This window comes from Paractinoplanes toevensis (genome assembly GCF_018332695.1).
Taxonomy (GTDB): Bacteria; Actinomycetota; Actinomycetes; order Mycobacteriales; family Micromonosporaceae; genus Actinoplanes; species Actinoplanes toevensis.
Map to the genome: position 1 here is coordinate 1 of NZ_BOQN01000119.1, position 19,014 is coordinate 19,014.

At 69.6% G+C, this 19,014-nt stretch carries 17 protein-coding genes; 4 read left to right on the top strand and 13 right to left on the bottom strand.

The window, feature by feature from the left end; all coding sequences use genetic code 11:
* Nucleotides 1-504 precede the first annotated feature (504 nt).
* Nucleotides 505-1,860 carry a DUF1996 domain-containing protein gene (locus tag Ato02nite_RS41255; RefSeq protein WP_213012152.1) on the bottom strand — a complete coding sequence of 452 codons (1,356 nt, stop codon included), beginning with the start codon at nucleotides 1,858-1,860 and terminating at the stop codon, nucleotides 505-507.
* Nucleotides 1,861-2,020: 160 nt separating this feature from the next.
* Between Ato02nite_RS41255 and Ato02nite_RS41260 the strand changes: the two genes are divergently transcribed.
* Complete coding sequence (locus tag Ato02nite_RS41260; protein WP_213012153.1) at nucleotides 2,021-2,599, top strand: TetR/AcrR family transcriptional regulator; 579 nt, start codon at nucleotides 2,021-2,023, stop codon at nucleotides 2,597-2,599.
* A gap of 1 nt (nucleotide 2,600) precedes the next feature.
* Here Ato02nite_RS41260 and Ato02nite_RS41265 read toward each other — a convergent pair whose 3' ends face one another.
* From Ato02nite_RS41265 to Ato02nite_RS41290, 6 genes are read right to left on the bottom strand one after another with little or no spacing between them, the layout of a single operon-like run.
* Nucleotides 2,601-3,263 carry a hypothetical protein gene (locus tag Ato02nite_RS41265; RefSeq protein ID WP_213012154.1) on the bottom strand — a complete coding sequence of 221 codons (663 nt, stop codon included), beginning with the start codon at nucleotides 3,261-3,263 and terminating at the stop codon, nucleotides 2,601-2,603.
* Nucleotides 3,264-3,273: 10 nt separating this feature from the next.
* Nucleotides 3,274-3,639 (bottom strand): nuclear transport factor 2 family protein, encoded by a 366-nt coding sequence (locus Ato02nite_RS41270; RefSeq protein ID WP_213012155.1) that lies wholly within the window; start codon nucleotides 3,637-3,639, stop codon nucleotides 3,274-3,276.
* A 47-nt stretch (nucleotides 3,640-3,686) separates the two neighbouring features.
* On the bottom strand, nucleotides 3,687-5,663 hold the full coding sequence (locus Ato02nite_RS41275; RefSeq protein ID WP_213012156.1) for a beta-galactosidase: 1,977 nt from the start codon (nucleotides 5,661-5,663) through the stop codon (nucleotides 3,687-3,689).
* Between the two features lie 55 nt (nucleotides 5,664-5,718).
* On the bottom strand, nucleotides 5,719-7,053 hold the full coding sequence (locus Ato02nite_RS41280; RefSeq protein WP_213012157.1) for an ABC transporter substrate-binding protein: 1,335 nt from the start codon (nucleotides 7,051-7,053) through the stop codon (nucleotides 5,719-5,721).
* 23 nt (nucleotides 7,054-7,076) lie between these two features.
* Complete coding sequence (locus tag Ato02nite_RS41285; RefSeq protein WP_213012158.1) at nucleotides 7,077-7,982, bottom strand: carbohydrate ABC transporter permease; 906 nt, start codon at nucleotides 7,980-7,982, stop codon at nucleotides 7,077-7,079.
* A complete protein-coding gene (locus Ato02nite_RS41290; protein ID WP_369076933.1) occupies nucleotides 7,982-8,887 on the bottom strand; it encodes a carbohydrate ABC transporter permease in 906 nt (301 codons plus the stop codon). Before Ato02nite_RS41290 ends, Ato02nite_RS41285 begins: the two co-directional genes overlap by 1 nt.
* Before the next feature lie 209 nt (nucleotides 8,888-9,096).
* Between Ato02nite_RS41290 and Ato02nite_RS41295 the strand changes: the two genes are divergently transcribed.
* Nucleotides 9,097-10,083: a LacI family DNA-binding transcriptional regulator gene (locus Ato02nite_RS41295; protein WP_213012181.1), complete on the top strand. Its 987-nt coding sequence runs from the start codon at nucleotides 9,097-9,099 to the stop codon at nucleotides 10,081-10,083.
* Here Ato02nite_RS41295 and Ato02nite_RS41300 read toward each other — a convergent pair.
* Nucleotides 10,078-10,464: a hypothetical protein gene (locus Ato02nite_RS41300; protein ID WP_213012159.1), complete on the bottom strand. Its 387-nt coding sequence runs from the start codon at nucleotides 10,462-10,464 to the stop codon at nucleotides 10,078-10,080. The genes Ato02nite_RS41295 and Ato02nite_RS41300 overlap by 6 nt on opposite strands.
* A 103-nt stretch (nucleotides 10,465-10,567) precedes the next feature.
* Here Ato02nite_RS41300 and Ato02nite_RS41305 point away from each other — a divergent pair, with 103 nt between their 5' ends.
* Entirely contained in the window at nucleotides 10,568-11,968 is a 1,401-nt protein-coding gene (locus Ato02nite_RS41305) for an alpha/beta hydrolase family protein (RefSeq protein WP_213012160.1), read from the top strand.
* Between the two features lie 142 nt (nucleotides 11,969-12,110).
* Nucleotides 12,111-12,833: a hypothetical protein gene (locus Ato02nite_RS41310; RefSeq protein ID WP_213012161.1), complete on the top strand. Its 723-nt coding sequence runs from the start codon at nucleotides 12,111-12,113 to the stop codon at nucleotides 12,831-12,833.
* A gap of 9 nt (nucleotides 12,834-12,842) precedes the next feature.
* On the opposite strand, the gene Ato02nite_RS41315 is transcribed toward Ato02nite_RS41310, so the two are convergent.
* The 5 genes from Ato02nite_RS41315 to Ato02nite_RS41335 are packed head-to-tail and all read right to left on the bottom strand — an operon-like array spanning nucleotide 12,843 to nucleotide 18,873.
* Nucleotides 12,843-14,843: a hypothetical protein gene (locus Ato02nite_RS41315; RefSeq protein ID WP_213012162.1), complete on the bottom strand. Its 2,001-nt coding sequence runs from the start codon at nucleotides 14,841-14,843 to the stop codon at nucleotides 12,843-12,845.
* A complete protein-coding gene (locus tag Ato02nite_RS41320; protein ID WP_213012163.1) occupies nucleotides 14,840-15,913 on the bottom strand; it encodes a glycoside hydrolase family 130 protein in 1,074 nt (357 codons plus the stop codon). The genes Ato02nite_RS41315 and Ato02nite_RS41320 overlap by 4 nt, the downstream gene beginning before the upstream one ends.
* The gene (locus Ato02nite_RS41325) at nucleotides 15,913-16,731 is read right to left on the bottom strand and encodes a carbohydrate ABC transporter permease (protein ID WP_213012164.1); all 819 of its coding nucleotides are present in this window, start codon (nucleotides 16,729-16,731) and stop codon (nucleotides 15,913-15,915) included. Before Ato02nite_RS41325 ends, Ato02nite_RS41320 begins: the two co-directional genes overlap by 1 nt.
* 1 nt (nucleotide 16,732) lies before the next feature.
* Entirely contained in the window at nucleotides 16,733-17,605 is an 873-nt protein-coding gene (locus Ato02nite_RS41330) for a carbohydrate ABC transporter permease (protein WP_213012165.1), read from the bottom strand.
* Complete coding sequence (locus Ato02nite_RS41335) at nucleotides 17,602-18,873, bottom strand: extracellular solute-binding protein (protein ID WP_213012166.1); 1,272 nt, start codon at nucleotides 18,871-18,873, stop codon at nucleotides 17,602-17,604. Before Ato02nite_RS41335 ends, Ato02nite_RS41330 begins: the two co-directional genes overlap by 4 nt.
* Nucleotides 18,874-19,014 lie beyond the last annotated feature (141 nt).

Here is a 19,014-nt window from a genome sequence, read left to right on the forward strand (position 1 = left end):
TTCCGGCGGAGCCCGCACTTCAGGGTGAGCCCGCATTTCGAGCAGGGCTGGCGCACCGAGTGCATGCGACTGGCCGAGCCGATCGGGTAGGGCTCGTGTGCCGGATCGACGCTGTCGACGCGCGTGGCTGCGCGGAAGCCGGGCCCACCATGCCGGCCGCGCGATGGCGTCAGACCAGCCGGGGCCGGCCGCCGCCCGTCGTTCGCTCGTCTGGCGACATCGATCGCCCGTACCTCTGCCGAGGGCGCCGCTGCACCGCCGATCTGCGGCAACGGCTTCCTCGCGGTCGGCGCACGGCCATAACCACGCGCCGGCCGCGGATGGCCTCTGCAGAACGGATTGCGCCGGGGAAGGGCCGGCAATGTTTGCTGTTAATCGGGCGGTGCCGCCTTCGTAGAAACGATGTCTTATTTCTGGATAAGGAGGCTGAAGGGGATTTCCGTCTCTTGCTCGGCATGCGATTGGCGCGCGCCGCGGCTGCGGCGCGCGCCGTTACGGCGTACGTTAGAAGTTGCCGTCGGTGTTGCACTTCGCCTTTTGGACTATGCAGTTCTTTACTCGTTGGCTCTGCGCCAGGTTGTCCCAGGCGAAGAAGGCGTCGCCGTGCATTGATGATGCCATTCCTGAGGCCAAGCGGAAACCGTTCGCGGAACCGCTGGTGGGGTAGGAGATCAGGAAGGACAGGTTGGGGATGGCTACTGGGAAGTCGCCCTTGCAGGTGCCGTCGTAGCTGTATGCGACGTGGGCCTTGTGGGTGGGGCTGTCCAGGTTCTTGCCGTCCCAGCAGTCCTGGAAGACCAAGTGGAACATCAGGACGGCGGTGGAGGCGCAGACCGGCCAGTTGCCGTCGGCGCTTCGGCCTATCTGGCCGCCGGGGCCGGCGCAGTAGAACGCGTTCACCGAGCCCTCCGGTGTCGGCGTCTGCAGCTTTGCGTCGCCGGCGATCATGCGGAAGCCCTGCGGGAACGGCTTGGTGACGCTCGGGTCGGTGATCCGGGAGCCGTAGTAGACGACCACGTCCTTCGGCTCGATCGCCTGGTCGCCGTTGTAGAGGGTGGGGATCCAGTAGGCCGAGAGGTCCGGCGCCGGGCGGCAGGACGTGCCGGCGTTCGCCAGCAGGGACGACGTCGTGGTGTACGCGTCGGTCTTGGTGTTGCCCAGGAACGTGTGCATGTGTGATGCGCCGGGCATGCCGGGGAAGATGATCGGGTCGTCCGTGTGCGAGTGGCTGTAGGTGCAGCTCGCGTTGAACTCGGACACCCGGACCGTGCCGGCCGGCACCGGCTTCGGGGTCAGGGCGTTGAACTGGGCCAGCTGGGCGTTCCAGGCGGCCTGGTCGATCGGGATCCAGCCGGCTCCGCCCGTTGCGGCACCGTCGCCGAACGAGAACCAGTTGATGTTGACGAAGTCGCCGCCGGTGGTGTTGCGCAGCAGCGCGAACACTGTCTGGGCACCCGTGGGATGCGAGGCGACGCTGGTGGTCTGGGTGGTCCAGACCTGCCAGCCGCCGGTGTTGGCGATCGCGAAGGTGGCCAGCACCGGGCCGGTCGCCGAACCGGTGCGCAGTTCGACGCTGCCGGTGCCGGTCGCCGAGGCCACCCGGGCCTGCACGGTGAGCGTGCCGGCCGCGCCGAGGTCGACGTTGTCGTAGCGCAGCCAGTCGCCGTTGGCGAGGTAGGCGAGGTTCTGCCCGCCGCCGGTGTCGGCGGTGCCCTCCACCTGGGTGCCGGACTGCGCGGCGTACGACTCGGCCTGCACGGTGACGGTGGCGGCGTCGGCTCTCGACGGCGCCAGGACGAGTGTGGCGGCCACCGTGAGGGCGGTGGCCACCAGCACGCGGATTCGTGGGGATGAATGCATCAGCACTCCTCGGGGATTCGGGGATCAGGAGTGCCAGGAAGTATCGAGGCTCGGGAAGCGCTCTCTCAACATCGAGCCGTTTTAATCGACACCATGTGTCGAAACATGCGCGAAATCTCGGGAAGCGCTTCCCCGACGGACGGCCGGTACGCTGAACTCGATGACTAGCACCGGGCCGGGCCGGCCCCGGGACCCGCAGGTCGACCGGCGGATCGCCCAGGCCGCCCTGGACGTGTTCGGCGAACTGGGCTGGGCCGGGTTCGCGATGGAGGCCGTCGCCCGGCGGGCGGGAGTCGGCAAAGCCTCGCTCTATCTGCGGTGGAGCAGCAAGGAGGCGCTGCTCAGCGACGCGCTGACCACCGGCCTGGTGCGGATCAGCGACGTCGACACCGGCACCGTCCACGGCGACCTCGCCGAGTTGGCCGGCCAGATGATCGACCTCTACGTCGGACCGGCCAGCCGCGCGGCGATGCGCCTCAACCTGGAGGCCCGCACGATCCCCGGCATCGCCGAGAACTACGCGGCGATGCGTACCGCCCAGACGAGGGCGGCGCGGGCCATCGTCCGGCGCGGCATCGAGCGCGGTGAGCTACCACCGGCGACGTCGGTGACGCTGCTGCTGGACACCCTGGTCGGCGGAGCGATGATGCACGCCCTGAACACGCCGGCCGAGAAACGAACCCCGGACCACGCCCGCGACCTGGTCGACTTCCTCCTGCACGCGGTGACGGTCCCCTGACTCAGGCCGGCGGGTCGGCGAACCAGCCGGTCGAGGGGCGGGGCGGAGGCGGCGGCGGGGTCTGTTCCACCGGCGGCTGGGGCGGCCACAGCAGGTAGCTCCGGTCGGCGGCCGCGCGGATGACACTGCCGTCCACCTCGGTGCGGGACTCGGCGATGCCGAACGCCGGCCAGGCCAGCACGAACGTCACCGGGCCGGCCGGCGGCAGCGGGGACACCCAGTAGGTCTGGTTGGCACTCAGGTCACCGCTGCTGCCGCCACCATGCCGCATCAGGGTCAGCGGGCTGCTCGCGCCCGGGCCCCGGGTGTGGAAGTCGTCCAGGATCGAGGCCCGGCCACCGTCGGCGTACTCGATGCCGAACAGCAGGCGGTCCTCGGCCGGGACCTGCACACGGGGATGGCCGTGCCCGCTGACCAGGGCGAACAGGCCGCCGTTGGCTATCTCCGGGCGAGACGCGCGCAGCCGGACGTCGAGGGTGAAGCGGAAGCCCGTCGAATACACCTCGACCTGGCTGATCCCGACCGCGGTGTCCTCGGTCTTGCTGAGCAGCACGGTGATCCCGGCGCCGGCGGGCAACTCGTTCTCCGGCGGGGAGATCCGGCGCTGCCATTCCTGCATCTGCTCGGGGGTGGGTGGCTCTGCCTCGCTGCGGACGAAATGCACGGCGTGCTCCTCAGGGCCGGAAGTAGTCGCGGAGGTGGGCGATGCGGTCGTCGCGGACGCGAAAGATCTGGACCAGCGACATGGTGCTGCTCGGATTCTCGAAGACGGTGTCGATCTCGGCGATGAACACGCCCGGGTCGGCGGTGTCGTGCAGGACGTACGCGGACTTCTCGAAGCTCAGCGTGCCGGGCACCGACACGCTCTGGTAGACGCCGATGCCGGCCCGGATCGCCTCGCGGCCCTCCAGCCGGTGGCCGGTGAGCGGCACCTCGTACACCCCGTCCGGCGTGAACAGGTCGGCGTACGCGTCGGGGTTGCGGGTGATGGCGCCCGCGTAGATGTACCGCTCGAAGATCTCTTTGTGCGAAAGGCTCACTCTCCACCATGGCACAAACCCGGGCCGGTTGACCGCGCCTGGAACGGTCAGGCGCGGATCACGGCCACTCCCCTGGCGGCGAGAGTGGTTTCCGCGGCGCCGAGCGACGAGATGTCGATCGGCTCGTCGGTGCGGTTGAGGATGAAGCGGAAGTCGCCTCGCTGCGCGAGTTCGACGCGGCCGCGCAGGGCGGCCGGGAGGTCGCCGGGCACGCCGGCCCGCTCCAGCAGGGTGCCGAGAACAGGGGCAAGCCCTTCGGGCCCCAGACGCGTCGAGACGTACGCGGCGGAGCCGTTGCCGACCTCGCGACGGGTCACGGCCGGGCGACCGGCCAGCTCGCCGGTCTGGTAGGTCGCGAGCACGTCGACGGCCTCGTCCACCAGGTCGATCCGGTCGGTCCACAGCGTGCCGGTGGTGCCGTTGGAAAGCGTGGCGCTCTCGTGGTCGAGCAGCGGCGCGAACTCCTCGATGCGGATGCCGAGCAGGTCACGCAGCGCACCGGGGTAACCGCCGAGCCACACGTGGTCGTGCTCGTCGACGATGCCGGAGAAGTACGTGGTGACCAGGTGGCCGCCGGCGCTGACGTACGCGTCGAGGCGCTTGGCCAGGTCGGCCGGCACGACGTGCAGGACGGGCGCGACCAGTACGTCGTACTCCTCGAGGGGTGCGCCCAGCGGGACCACGTCCGCCCGTACGCCAAGGTTGAGGAACGTGGTGTACCAGTCCAGGGCCTCCTGGCGGTAGCGCAGGCGGTCGGTGGGGTGCGAGTCGAGTTCGGAGGCCCACCAGGACGGCCAGTCGAAGAGGATGGCGGCCCGGGCGCGGGTGCGCGGGGTGCCGGCCAGCTCTGACAACGTTGCCAGTTGGGCACCGAGCGCCGCGACCGAGCGGAACAGGTCGCTGTCGGCGCCGGCGTGCGGGAACATCGCCGAGTGGTATTTCTCGGCGCCGGCCCGGGACTGCCGCCACTGGAAGAAGCAGACCGCGTCGGCGCCGTGCGCGACGTGGGTGAGCGAGTCGCGAGCCAGTTCGCCGGCCTTCTTCGGCACGTTGATCGGCTGCCAGTTGACGGCACTGGTGGAGTGCTCCATCAGGAACCACGGCCGGCCGCCGGCCAGGTTGCCGGTCAGGTTGGCCGAGAACGACAGCTCGTCGAGGGACTGCGGGCCGGGCTGCCGGTAGTGGTCGTTGGAGACGAAGTCGACCTCGTCGGCCCAGGCGGCGTAGTCCATGCCCTTGGTCTCGCCCATGACCATGAAATTCGTGGTCACCGGGATGTCGGGAGTGATCTCCCGGAGGATCTCCTTCTCGGCCCGCAGGTAATCCACGAGCGCGTCCGACGAGAACCGCTTGAAGTCGAGCTGCTGCCCCGGGTTGGGGTGGGTGGCGGCCAGCCGCGGCGGGATGATCTCGTCCCAGGCGGTGTAGCGCTGCGACCAGAAGGCCGTGCCCCAGGCGTCGTTGAGCTCGTCCAGGGTCGCGTACTTGTCGCGCAGCCACACCCGGAACGCGCGGGCCGCGTCGTCCGAGTAGTCGTAGATGTTGTGGCAGCCGAGCTCGTTGGAGACGTGCCAGGCCACCACGGCCGGGTGCTCTTTGTACCGGTCAGCGAGCGCCCGGACCAGCGCCAGGGCGTGCGAACGGAAGATCGGCGAGGTCGGACGCCACTGCTGGCGTCCACCGGGCCAGATCGTGTGCCCTTCCCGGTCCACCGGGAGAATGGACGGGTGGGCGGCGGTCAGCCACGGCGGCGGCGACGCGGTCGCGGTCGCCAGGTCCACCGAGATGCCGTTGGCGTGCAGGAGATCGATGGCGTCGTCGAGCCAGGCGAAGTCGTACTCGCCTTCGGCCGGCTCCAGACGAGCCCACGAGAAGATCGCGAGCGAAACGATCGTCACGCCCGCCGAACGCATGTGCTGGACGTCCTCGTCCCACACGGCACGCGGCCACTGGTCGGGGTTGTAATCCGCACCGAATTCCAGGCGGGGGGCTCCGTCACGACGCAGCCATCGGGGGGAACTCACACGAACTCCTTAAAGGTGGGGGCCCGCGCGCCCACCGCACGGGCCCCCGGTGTCACTACTTGACGGTGAAGCCCTGCTCGGTGCCGTACTTGGCGGACTGCTCCTGCCACGCCTTCAGGCCGTCGGTGAGGGTGGTGCCGGAGACGTACGCCTTGCCGACCGTGTCGTTGAAGATGCTGTTCGAGTACACCTGGAACGGCAGGTAGGACCAGCCGGTGACCACGTTCTGCGCCGACTTCGCGAAGATCTCGTTGGCCTTCTGGCCGCCGAAGTACTTGAACTCGGTGTTCAGGAACGCGGGGTCGTTGAGCTGCTTGGTGGTGGCCGGGAAGGCCCCGTTGTCCACGCGGACCTGCACGCCGTCACCGTCGTTCGCGTACTTCATGAAGCCGTACGCCAGTTCCTTGTTCGCGCCCTTGTCCATGATCGCGAGAGAGCTGCCGCCGTTCTCGGCGCTGGCGGTGGCGCCGGCCGTCCACTGCGGCAGGTCGGCGACCCGCCACTTGCCGGAGCCGCCGGGCGCGCTGGAGGTGAAGTTGGCGGGCATCCAGGCGCCGGTGGAGATGGAGGCGATGGTGCCGCCGGCCATGCCCTGGAACCACTGGTCGCTCCAGCTGGAGATCGGCGCGAGGAGCTTCTCGCTGATCAGCTGCTGCCAGACCTTGGCGAACTCGGTGGCGCCCGGGTCCGAGAAGTTGATCGTCACGTTGGTGCCGTCGACCGTGTAGGGCTTGCCGCCGGCCTGCCAGATCAGGCTGGTGGTGAGGCCGGCGTCGCCGGTGTCGTTGGTGATGTACGCCTTCGGGTCGGCCTTGTGCAGCTTGCGGGCCGCGTCCAGGTATTCGTCCCAGGTCTTGGGGACCGCGATGCCGTACTTGTCGAAGACCTCTTTGTTGTAGAACAGCGCCATCGGGCCGGAGTCCATCGGCAGGCCGTAGACGGTGCCGCCGCTGGTCACCGACGACCACGGGCCGGGGGTGAAGTCGGCCTTGAGGCTCTCGGCGCCGTAGCCGGTGAGGGCGGTCAGCGACTTGCCCAGGGCGAACTGCGGCAGCGCGTAGTACTCGATCTGCGCGACGTCGGGGACGCCCTTACCGGCGGCGACGGCGTTCTGCAGGGCGGTGTACTGGTCGTTGCCGGTACCGGCGTTGACCAGATTTACCTTGACGTTCGGGTACTTCTCCTGAAATTTCGTCACGACCTGCTTGAGCGTGGGCTCCCACGCCCACACGGTCAGGTTGCCGCCCTTTTCCAGGGCCGCGGTGACATCCGCGTCGGAGACGGTGCCGGACGACGACGCGGACGAATCGGAGGAGTCGTCGCCACCGCCGCAGGCGGCCAGGCCGAGCGACAGCAGCGCAACCGCTGCGATGGGCAAGAACTTACGCATCAGGGAGGGATCCTTTCCCGGGTTCATTCTTTTACGCTTCCGGCGGCCAGACCCGACTGCCAGTAGCGCTGGAGGAGGAGGAACGCCGCGATGAGCGGCAGGATCGTGAGGAGCGATCCGGTGATGACGAGGTTGAAAACGGCCTGGCCCCCGGCGGTCGCGGCCTGGGCGTTCCAGGCGTTGAGGCCGAGCGTGATCGGGTACCAGTCCGGGTCCTTCAGCATGATCAGCGGAAGGAAGTAGTTGTTCCAGGTGGCGACCGTGCTGATCAGCAGCACGGTGACGATGCCGGGAGCGAGCAACGGCACCGAGATCTTGAAGAACGTGCGGAACTCCCCCGCACCGTCGACCCGGGCCGCCTCGATGATCTCGTCGGGCACGGCCTCGGCCGAGAAGGTCCACATCAGGTAGAAGCCGAGCGGCGTCACCAGCGACGGGATGATCACGGCCCACGGGGTGTTCGTCAGGTTCATCTTGCTGAACATCAGGAACGTCGGGACGGCCAGGGCGGTGCCGGGCACGGCGACCGCGCCGATGACGATCGCGAAGACGCCCCGCTTGCCCGGGAAGTCGAACTTGGCCAGGCCGTACCCGGCCAGCGTGGCCAGGATCGTGGCCCCGCCCGCGCCCACCACCACGTACAGCAGGGTGTTGCCGAGCCAGCGGACGAACACTCCGTCGTCGTACGTCAAAGTCTCTTTGATGTTGGCGAAGAGCGCGAACTTGCCGTCGTCGAACCAGAGACCGAACGACGAGAACAGGCCGTCCTGCGTCTTGGTCGCGTTGATCAGCAGCCACACCATCGGCACGAGGCTGTAGATGGCGAACAGCGCGACCAGCCCGGTGAGCAGGATGCTCTTGCGACGCCGGCGCTTGGTCGCGACGGGCGCGTCCACCGAAGCGGGACGGGTACGCAACGCGGTGGTCATCAGCGGTTCCTGCTTCCGCGCAGCTGCACGATGTACGCGATGACCATGGTGACCAGGGCCATGATGATCGCGACGGTGGCGGCGTAGTTGTACTGCTGGCCGGCGAAGGTCAGCGAGGAGGCGTAGAGGTTCGGGGTGAAGAACGTGGTGATCGCGTTCTTGGCCAGCGGGCGCAGGATGCTCGGCTCGTTGAACAGCTGGAAGCTGCCGATCACCGAGAAGATCGTGGCGATGGTGATGGCGCCGCGGATGGCGGGCAGCTTGATCGCCGTGATGATCTTCATCTGGCTCGCGCCGTCGATCTCGGCCGACTCGTACAGCGACGTGGGCACGGTGGCCAGCGCGGAGTACAGGATCAGCATGTTGTAACCGATGAACTCCCAGGTCACGATGTTGCCGATGCTGGCCAGCACGATGTTCGGGGCGAGCGGGTCGAGCGCGGTACCGAGCCAGTCGTTGATGTTCTTGACCAGGCCGAACTGGTTGCCGTACATGAAGCCCCACATGAGCGTGGCCACCACGGCGGGCACCGCGTACGGCAGGAAGATCGAGACCCGGAAGAACGCCTTGCCGTACAGCCGGCCGCTGTCGATCGCGAGCGCCACGATCAGCGCCAGGGCCAGCATGATCGGCACCTGGACGACCAGGAACAGCGACACCCGGCCGAGTGCCGACCAGAACTGCGAGTCCTGCAGGGCCTTCGTGTAGTTGTCGAGGCCGACGAACGAGTTACCGCCGACGAGCTGGTTGCGGTACAGGCTCAGGTAGATCGTGTAGGCGATCGGCGCGAGGAAAACAAAAGCGAACACCAGCATGAAGGGACCGACGAACTGCCAGCCCTTCCAGGACCGGCCTCGCCGCTTCACGCGTACGCCCGGGGGCGCCGCCACCTGGGGAACCGCCACTTCTTCACCTCTTACATCTTGCACCCGGTCCTGCGTATGTTTACGTAAACATGCAGCTCACGGTACCTTGTGCGATTTTGTTTCAGGAAGTTCAACCTCGTGATGTTTACGTAAACATCGTGGTGATAGTTTCACCGCGTGCACGGATCGTCAAGGAGTCCACGCCTGTGAACGAAACTCCCTCCCGCCGCCGGTCGCGCGGCGTATCGATGGCCGATGTCGCCGCCCTGGCCGGCGTGTCCTCGCAGACCGTCTCGCGGGTCTCCACCGGCCATCCCGGCGTGGTCGAATCCACCCGCCGCCAGGTGCTGGACGCCATGCGCGAGCTGGGCTACCGCCCCAACAGCGCGGCCCGGGCGCTCAAGAGCGGCGAGTTCCGCACGCTCGGCGTCATCCTCTTCACCCTGGCGACCACCGGCAACAGCCGGACCGTCGAGGCCATCGCGGCCCAGGCCGCCCAGGAGGGGTACGCGATCACGCTCATCCCGGTGGCGGTGCCGACCCAGGACGGGGTGCTCGGGGCGTTCACCCGGCTCGGCGAGCTCGCGGTCGACGGCGTCATCGTGATCATGGAGGTGCACCTGCTCGACGCGGTCGAGCTGCAACTGCCGCCCGGCGTGCAGGTGGTGGTGGTCGACTCCGACGCCGGCGACCGCTACCCGGTCGTCGACACCGACCAGGCCGACGGCGCCCGGCAGGCCGTCCGGCACCTGCTCTCGCTCGGACATGCCACGGTCTTCCACGTGACCGGGCCGGCGGAGTCGTACTCCTCCGAGCGCCGGGCCCAGGCCTGGCGCGACGTCCTGACCGAAGCCGGCCGGCCGGTCCCGCCGGTCGAGCGGGGCGACTGGTCGGCCGCCTCCGGATACGAGGCCGGGCTGCGCCTCGCCGCCGATCCGGCCTGCACCGCGATCTTCGCCGCGAACGACCAGATGGCCCTCGGCGTGCTGCGCGCCCTGCAGGAGAACGGCCGCCGGGTGCCGCAGGACGTCAGCGTGGTCGGCTTCGACGACCTGCCCGAGTCGGCCTCCTACCTGCCCCCGCTCACCACCGTGCACCAGGACTTCGCCGAGGTCGGGCGGCGGTGCGTGCAGGGGTTGCTGTCGCAGATCCGCGACGACCGCGGCGAGCCGGGCACCGTACTGGTGCCGACGACCCTGGTGCCGCGGGCGAGCACCGCGCCCCCGCCGTCATAGCCGGTGCGGCTTGGGGAACCAGGCCCAGTGGTAGTCGCACCAGACCAGCCCGTCGTAGGACAGCACGGCGGTCCGCCCCGGCACGATGTACCGCCAGCTGGCCCACACCCGGCCCGGCATCAGCGTCTCGCTGCCGGTCGCCGGCACCACGTCGACCTCGACGACCGCCTCCGGCTCGGGGTGACGGAAGTCGACCGGCCCGGCCCATAGACGCTCGTAACGCTCGCGGGCGCGGTCCACGACGGCCGCGGTGAAGACCTTCGGATAGTCCTCCGGGCGCGGCCGCAGCTCCCGCAGGGTCACGCCGGTGCCGTCGACGGCAAGCTCCCGCAGCAGCGGCTCGAGGCGCCGGCGCAGATCGGCGGGATCCCACTCGTACACGCTCGGTTCACCTCCGTCCGGCTCGGGCCATCACCGTACCGACCGGCACCTCCCTTGACATCCGCGAACGTCGAGCCGTTGGATGTTACCCGGAGGTAATCAAATGATCACGTGGTCGAAACGAGCCGCCCTCGCCGTCCTCCTGGCCCTGCCGCTGACCGCCGTGGCCTCCCCCGCCGCGGCCGCCGCCTGCACCGCACCGGTGCCGAGCACGACGCAGCCCGGCTACACCGTCCTCGACCCGAACTGCGACGTGAACGGCACCCCGTTCACCGCCCTGCCCGGGGCGACCGTCCACACCGGAATCTCCGGCGGCGCGGCCTACCGCATCGAGGTGCCGGCCGGCTGGAACGGCAAACTCGTGGTGTACGCGCACGGCTACCGCGGCACCGGCACCACCGTCTACGTGGACAACCCCGATCTGCGGCAGCACTACCTCGACACGGGCTACGCGTGGGCCGCCTCCAGCTACGCGACGAACGGCTACGACGTGGGGCAGGGCGTGCGTGACTCGTACGCCCTGATCGGTCTTTTCCGGCAGTTGACCGGTTCTGGCCCGCGCAGCGTCATCATGACCGGTGAGTCGATGGGCGGCCAGGTCACCGCGGTGGCCATCGAGACCTACCCGCGCGCGTTCGCCGGCGCCATGCCCTACTGCGGGGTCCTCGGCGACACGTCCCTGTTCGACTACTTCCTGGACGCCAACGTCACCGCCGCCGCCCTCACCAAGGTGAAGATCGGCTTCCCATCGAGTCCGCCGCCCGACTCCTACCAGGACGAGTGGCGTCGCCAGGTCGCCCAGATCCTGCCCGCCCTCGGCGTGACGACCGGCCGTCCCCCGGTGCTGACCGCCACCGGAAAGACCTGGTCGGACGTGGTGGAGCGGCGCACCGGCGGCGAGCGGCCCGGCTTCGACGGCGCCTTCTCCTACTGGAACACCGCCACCTCGCTGGCCCCGCTCAACGATCTGCCGTTCCTGTTCGGCCTCTACCCCGGCCTGAGCGCGGGCACCTCCAACATCGCGCCCGGCAACGTCACCGACAACCGGTTCACCCTCTACCGCAGCACCGACCGGCTCTGGCCGACCACGGCCGAGTGGCGCCTGAACGCCTCGGTCCTGCGCGTACGGCACACGGCCTCGGCCGACCCGGGCCTGTCCGGCATCCCGCGCGTCGACGGCAACCCGCGCGTCCCGGTTCTCTCCCTGCACGACATCGGCGACCTGTTCGTACCGTTCTCGATGGAACAGATCTACGCGAAGCGGGCCGCCGCCCACGGCCGGGCCAACCTGTTCGTCTCCCGGGCGATCCGCGGCACCGGCCATTGCGACTTCACCCAGGCCGAGCTGACGTCGGCCTTCGACGATCTGACCGGCTGGATCCGCACCGGCCACCGCCCGGCCGGCGACGCCATCCTCAACCCCGCCGTCGTCGCCGCCCCCACGTTCGGCTGCCGCTTCACCCGTGGCACCCACCCGGCGTTCGCCGCTCCGGCCTGCCCCTGACCTCGGCTTTCGGTGTCGTACTGAGGCCGTCCGCAGCCCGTCCGGTACTGTTGGGTGGACGTAGGGTTAACGGAAGGTGGACGGGGGTATGCGCTCCCTGCCTCGGCCGCGGCCGAGGGCGGCACCGAGCGAAGGGGACGCGTTGAAACGGACGGCCGGATACTGGCAGCGTGAGCCGTTGCGGAACATCGCCAGGCAGGTCGAGCGCGTCGAGCTGAAACTGGTGGTGCCCGAGCACGGCGGCCGGTCCCTGGGTCTCGACCCCGACGGCCGGCCGAACCGCCGGGTCTACTTCCTCGACACCCCCGACCTCGCGCTCTACCGGCACGGCGTGATCATCCGGTTCCGCGACCGGGCCCGCCGCCGGGACGACGCCGTGATCAAGCTGCGACCGGTGCGACCGGGCCGGGTGCCGGGCTGGCTGAAAGACGCCGACCGGTTCCGGATGGAGATCGACGCGCTCCCCGGTCACGCGGTCTGCTCGGGCGCGCTGAAAAAGGTGCTCGACCGTGGCGAGGTGTCCCGGGCGCTGTCCGCCGGCCGGCCGCTGACCGGCCTGCTTTCGGCCCGGCAGCGCAAACTCTTCGCCATGTACGCCCCCAAGGGAGTGCACCTGCGCGACCTCACCCTCTTCGGTCCGATCGACGTGCGCTGCCACAACCTCAAGCTGCGCGGCCTCGACCACGGCCTGACCGCCGAGCGCTGGCGCTACCCGGACGGCTCGGACCTGCTCGAACTCTCCGCCAAGTGCCCGGTCGACGAGGCCGCCGCGGTGGCGTCCCGCATCTCCACCGCACTGCGCACCTACGGCGTGGCCCCGGCCGGCCACCAGCGCACCAAGACCGAGATGGCCCTGCAGGCTTGAAATCCCGGCTCATCTCCGGACGATGGTGAAGCCGCCGGGCAGGACCAGGGCGCGCACGGCCGCGTCCGAGGTGGTGGTGACGGCTCGGCGGTGGCCCGTCGCGTCGTAGGTCTCGACTGTCGCCCGGGCCGCGCCGGTGACGGTGAGCGTCACGGTCCGCGGGGTGGTGGCGGCGCTGCGGAGCAGGGCCGTGGTGCGGCCGTTGCCGCCGATCACGTAACGGGAGATCAGCGGCTCCAGCATGACCGCGTCCACGATGGCCTCGCCGCCGGACGCGACGGCCGTCAGCTCGGTGCGACCCGGTGGCAGCTCGTGGGGCAGGGTCACCGGCAGCAGGGCACCGGGTGCCGGTGAGGTGCCCTGCGCGCCGATGCGATGCCGCAGCACTCCCCCGGGCGACCAGCGGGTGATCGCGGCGCTGCCGGGCCGCAGGTCGGCGACCGGGAGCACCAGGTGGGGCTGGGTCAGCGCCGGCAGCTGCCAACTGAGGGCAGCACCGGCGGGCATCCGCACGAAGGCGCCGTTGCTGTACGACGACTCCCCGGTCCAGGCCGACGGGGGCGTGACCACCGTGGCGCCGCCGGTGAGGACGGCCTGTTCGGCTTCCAGAGTGGTCGTCCCGGCCCGGTCGACGATGTGACCCTGGCGCGCGATGGCCGCCACGTCGGGGTGGGCGTCCAGGGCCAGCATGCTCAGCAGACCGTGGATCGTGGACTCGGCGCCGGCGTTGCGGTTGACCGTTCCGTCGCCGGCTATACCGTCGACGGTGCGGCCGGTCGCCGGGTCGTAGGCGGGCACGCCGGCCGCGTTCGCCCCGAAATACCAGGCGGCCACGATCCCGGCGAGCCGGCGGAATCCGGGGCCCTCCATGGCGATCAGAGACTGCAGGCGCGAGTCGACTCCGTAGGCGATCTGGCTGCGGTCGACCCGGGTGGGCAGGCGTCCGTTGTCCGGGCCGCCGGAGGTGAGCAGCCAGGGCGTGAAGACCGCGCCGTCGGTCGCCGCCGCCCGCACCAGGCGGTGATCGCCGAGGATCTGACCGGCGCGGGCCAGGGCCGCCGGCATCTGCGATGCCCAGGCGTGCCAGTCGGAGAGCGAGAGCGCCCAGGGCCGGACGGCGCCGAACGGCCAGGAGCGCGGGCTTCCGCCGGCCAGGGCCGCGATCCCCTCGGCGAACTGCCGCAGCGCCCGCCGGGCGGCGCCCACGCCGCCGGTCGCCGCGGGCGCGCCGGAAGAACCGGCCGAGACGTACGCGGCGAGGCCGAGCACCGCCTCGGCGGTGGCGTCGGCGCCGTCGACGATCAGCCAGGCCGGGGCCCGCGTGCCGTCGACGGTCTGCCAGGTGCCGTAACGGGTGAGGACCTGCCGGTCCAGGGCGGCGACGGCCAGGTCCAGCCGCTGCCGCAGGAACGCCGCGAAGGCCGGGTCGGCGGTGCGCCAGGCCGCATATCCCTCGCCGAGGGCCCACACCGTGCGGGCCAGCCAGTAGGACGGGCCGCTGTCGGACGGGTCGGGCAGCTCCGGCGGTTCGGCGCTCGGGTGGAGGGTGCCGTCCGGCTGCATCCAGAGCACGACATTGCCGGCGTTCGGTCCAGCCGCGGTCTGCAGGTAGGTCAGACCGCGGAGCAACTCAAACGAGGCGGACCGGCTGCTCACGGCGCCGGTCTGCTGCCAATGTCGTAGATAGACGACCGCAGCGCGGGCAATGTCGTCGGCGTTGTAGGCGCCTTGGCCGTAAGTGTCGGTGGCCGGGTCATACGGTCCCCCGCCGATCCGGCGGTAGGTCCCGTCAGGGTTCGGCTCGGCGTAGGTCCACAGCACGCCGAGAGCCGACCCTCCGTAGGTGGTGTGCCCGGCCTGCGCGGGCGGAGTGATGACCTCGCGCAGGAAGTCGAGGTGGGCGAGGTTGGTGAGGTCGGTCAGGCGGGCCGGCGTCGCCTCAGCCGACGTGGAAGTCAGCGGAGCGGTCAAGATCAGGCCGCTGCCGAGCAGGACGGATCGGCGCTTCATGGGCGCACTCCTTCGGTGAGTCGGTCCAGGCGAGCCACGCCGATCCGGGAGTCCGCCATGCCGTAGAAGACGTAGTGGACTCCGTCGACCTGCTCGATAGCGGTGGGAAAGACGACCCCGGGAACCAGGCCCCGTTGCTCGCCGTCGGCCGAGGGAACAAAGATCGGTTCGGGAGTACGGGCGAGAACGCGCCCCGGGTCGGCCGGGTCGAGCAGCATCGCCCCGGCCGCGTAGGTGACGTCCTGACCGGTCGGGTCCCAGCCGGGCGGGATGTAGCCGGTGGCACCGTGGTGCAGGAGCAGCCAGCCCTCCGGCACCCGCAGCGGCGGCGGCCCGGCCCCGATCTTCAGCTGTTCGTAGGCGAACTCGGGCTGCGCCACGCACCGGTGACCTCGGAGCCGGACCAGCGCCGTGAGGTCGGCCAGCACCTCGTCCACCGGCACATAGGAGATCCAGATCCCGGGCCGCGGATCGGTGACCCCGGCCGGCGGGTGCACCCCTTCGCCGGCCCGGATCAGGCCGAGATCCCACATCGGCCGGTGCAGCATCGCGAAGCTCAGCTTCCCGTCCGGCCCCGGCACCGCGGAGGGAAAGAACACCGCATCCTTGTTGGGAAACAGGTTCAGGTCGGCGGACAGGTCCGGCTGGTAGCCGAACGACACCGGCCCGAGCCGCCGCCACGACGTCAGATCCGCGGAGACGGCCAGGGCGAGGCGAGGACCGAGCGGCCCGAAGGCGACGTACGTCATGACGTGCTGACCGAGGTCGGGAATCCACGTCGTCCGCGGATCCTCGACGCCCGCGTTGGCGAGGCCCCGCTCCCAGCCCTCGTCCGGCGACAGGACGACGCCCCGGCGGATGACCCCGACCGGCACGCCGTCGCGAAGTGCGACGGTGGCCAGTCCGATCCGCGACACGTTGCCGGCCGCCACCATCCGGGGCAGCAGGTGCAGTCGCCCGTCCGGGGTGCGCCCGCTCGCCGGGTTCAGCACGCCCATGGCCTCGAACGGCGACGACAGATCGGGTTCCATGACCACGCCCAGCCGGCTCAGTCCGTACGGAATGATCATCAGCCTTTGACCCCGGAGCCGAGGTCGGTGGAGACGAAGTGTCGCTGGAAGGCGATGAAGAGGCCGACCGCCGGGGCCGCGAGGACGCAGGCGCCGGCCAGGATCGCGCCGAACGGGTTGGCGGCCCGGGACGACACGTTGCTGATGTAGTTGGCCAGCGAGACGGCCAGGGGTTGCATGTCGGCCTGCTTGGTGACCAGGAACGGCCACAGGAACTCGTTCCACGGCCCGATGAAGGTCAGCAGGACCGCGGTCAGCAGCGCGGGCCGCACCAGCGGCAGCGCCACCGACCAGAGGACCCGCAGCTCACCGGCACCGTCGAGGCGCGCCGCCGCGAACAGGTCGTCGGGCAGTTGCAGGAAGAACTGCCGGAAGATGAAGACCGCGGTGGTGTTGATGGCGAAGGGCAGGATCATCCCGAGGTACGAGTCGGCCAGGCCGTAGCCGCGCACGATCAGCACGTACAGCGGGATCAGCAATAGCTGGAACGGGATCACCTGCACGAGCAGGACCAGCACGAACAGGGTCCCGCGACCGCGGAAGCGCAGCCGGGCGAGGGCGTAGCCGGCGAGGACGCCGAACACGACGGTGCCGAGCAGGACGCCGCCGGTGAAGATCCCGGAGTTGATCAGCGAGCCGAGCAGGTCGACCCGCGAGTTGATGTCGGCGTAGTTGTCGAGCGTCAGCCCGTTCGTCGGCAACGCACCGGCGATCGACGTGTCCGGTGCGGACTGCAGCGAGCCGATCAGCATGTAGTAGAAGGGGAAGAGGAAGATCAGCGCCCCGAGGAAGAGGACGACATAGCGCACCGCTTTCATGTCAGTCCCTCTCGATGAGCCGGCGATTGATGTACGCGACGATCAGCACGCCGATGACCAGCAGGACGCCGAGCGCCGCCGCGAAGTCCGGTTCGCCCTGCTGCAGGCCGCGCTGGTACATGACCAGGACCGGCGAGGCGGACGCACCGCTCGGGCCGCCGCCCCCGGTCAGCAGGTACGGCTCGGTGAACAGGTTGGCGCCGGTGATCAGCGCCAGGATCACCACGAGCGCGGTGGCCGGGCGCACGGCCGGCACGGTCACCGACCAGAACCGGTTCCAGGCCGAGGCGCCGTCGACCGCGGCCGACTCGTACAGCTCCTTCGGCACGTTCTGCAGGGCGGCCAGGTAGAGCAGGATGAAGAACCCGAGCTGCTTCCAGGTGACGAAGACGGCGATGGTCGGCATCGCCAGGCTCTCGTTGATCAGCCAGGACGGGTCCGGGGCGAGCGGGCCGAGCGCCGAGTTGACCAGCCCGTTGGTGTTGAACAGGAACAACCAGACGCCGACCACGGCGACGCTGGCCGTCACGTACGGGACGTAGAACGCGACCCGCAGGAACGCCCGCGCGTGCACCGCCCGGTTGAGCGCCACCGCCAGCACCAGAGCGAGCCCCGTGGTGAGCGGCACGTTGATGACCAGGAAGATCAAAATATTCCGGAAGGCCTGGTGTACGCCGGGATCGCCGAGCACCGCCCGGTAGTTGTCGAGCCCGACGAACGGGTGGTCGACGATGGCACCGGGGGCCGCGAAGAAGTAGTCGTGGAAGCTCATCCAGACCGCGAACCCCAGCGGATACGCGAAGATCACCGCGAGGTAGACGGCGTACGGCGCCGACAGGATCATCCCGACCGGGTGCCGGCCGAGGAACCTCACGAGCCGCTCGCGAGCTGGTCGACCTTCTGCGCGGCGCCGTCGAACGCGTCGGCCACCGGTTGCTTTCCGAAGATCACCGACTGCGAGTACGCGTCCCGGAACGCCTGCCAGATGGCCACCGAGTTCGGCACGTTCGGCACCTCGACGGTGCGCGCGGCCTGATCGGCGAACTGCTTGTAGGCCGGGTTCTTGGCGAAGTAGTCCGGGTAGGCGGCGGCGAGGTCCGTACGCAACGGCATCTGACCGGTCTTGCCCAGCAGATCGCCGTCCTGCTCCTTGCTCGTGGCGAACTTGAGCACCTCCCAGGCGGTGGCCCGGTTCTGGCAGGCGCTGTACATGGCCACGTTCTTGGCGTCGCTGAACGTCTTGATCTGCTCGGCCGGCTTCCCGGTCGAGGTGGGCACCGGAACCGCACCCCACTTGACCTTGTCGCCGTAGACCGCGATCGCCCACGGCCCGACGATCGCCATGGCCGACTTCTGGTCGGCGAACGCGTCGCCGTTGTACTTCTCCTTGGGCGCGAGACCCTCGTCGTAGAGCGCCTTCCAGAAGGCGGCGACCTTCTGCCCCTCGGGCGAGTCGAACTGCGCCTTACCGTCCTGCACCAGCTGCTTGCCGTCGGTCTCGGCCGCGAACAGCGGGTAGAAGTCGAACCAGGACTGGAAGAACTCGCTGCTCGGCGCCGGGTAGATGGCGGCGACCCCGGACGCCTTGAGCTTGCGGGCCGCGGCCAGGAACTCGTCGTAGGTGGACAGGACCGGCTGAATGCCGGCCTTCGCGAACAGGTCCTTGTTGTAGAAGATCATCACCGGGTTGGACTTCCACGGCATCTGATAGAACTTGCCGTCCGGCGATTTGTACTGCTCGGCGGTGGAGCCGGTCCGGTCGGCGATGTACTGCGCGGCACCGTCGAACGTGTCCAGCGCGACCAGCCCGCCCTGCTTCTGGAACTGCGGCACGGCGGCCGGCGCGGTGTTGAAGATCAGGCAGGGGGCGTTGCCGGCCGTGATCGCGGCGCCGATCACCTCCTCGGAGGTGTTGCCGGCCGGGATCTCCTGCGCGGTGATCGCCTGGTCGGCGTGCGCCGAGTTCCACGCCTGGACCATGGCCTTGCCCCAGGCCAGCTCCTCCTGGTTGTTGGAGAGCCAGATGGTGATCGGCCCGGCGGCGGCGTTGGCCTTCGAGGCGTCGCCGCCCCCGCTGCCGTCACAGCCGGCCGCGAGCACGAGGGTGAGAGAGAGGAGGACGGCCGGGAGCGTGCGTTTCATGGGTGTCTCCGTTCGCGCGGCAGGAGGTGGGGGCGCGGTGGACGCCGTCCCGACCTGCTATGACCGTGAACATAAGACCGTTACCCAGGTCACACAAACGGAGAGAGTCGATGTCTGATCAGTCGGCCCGACATATCCGAA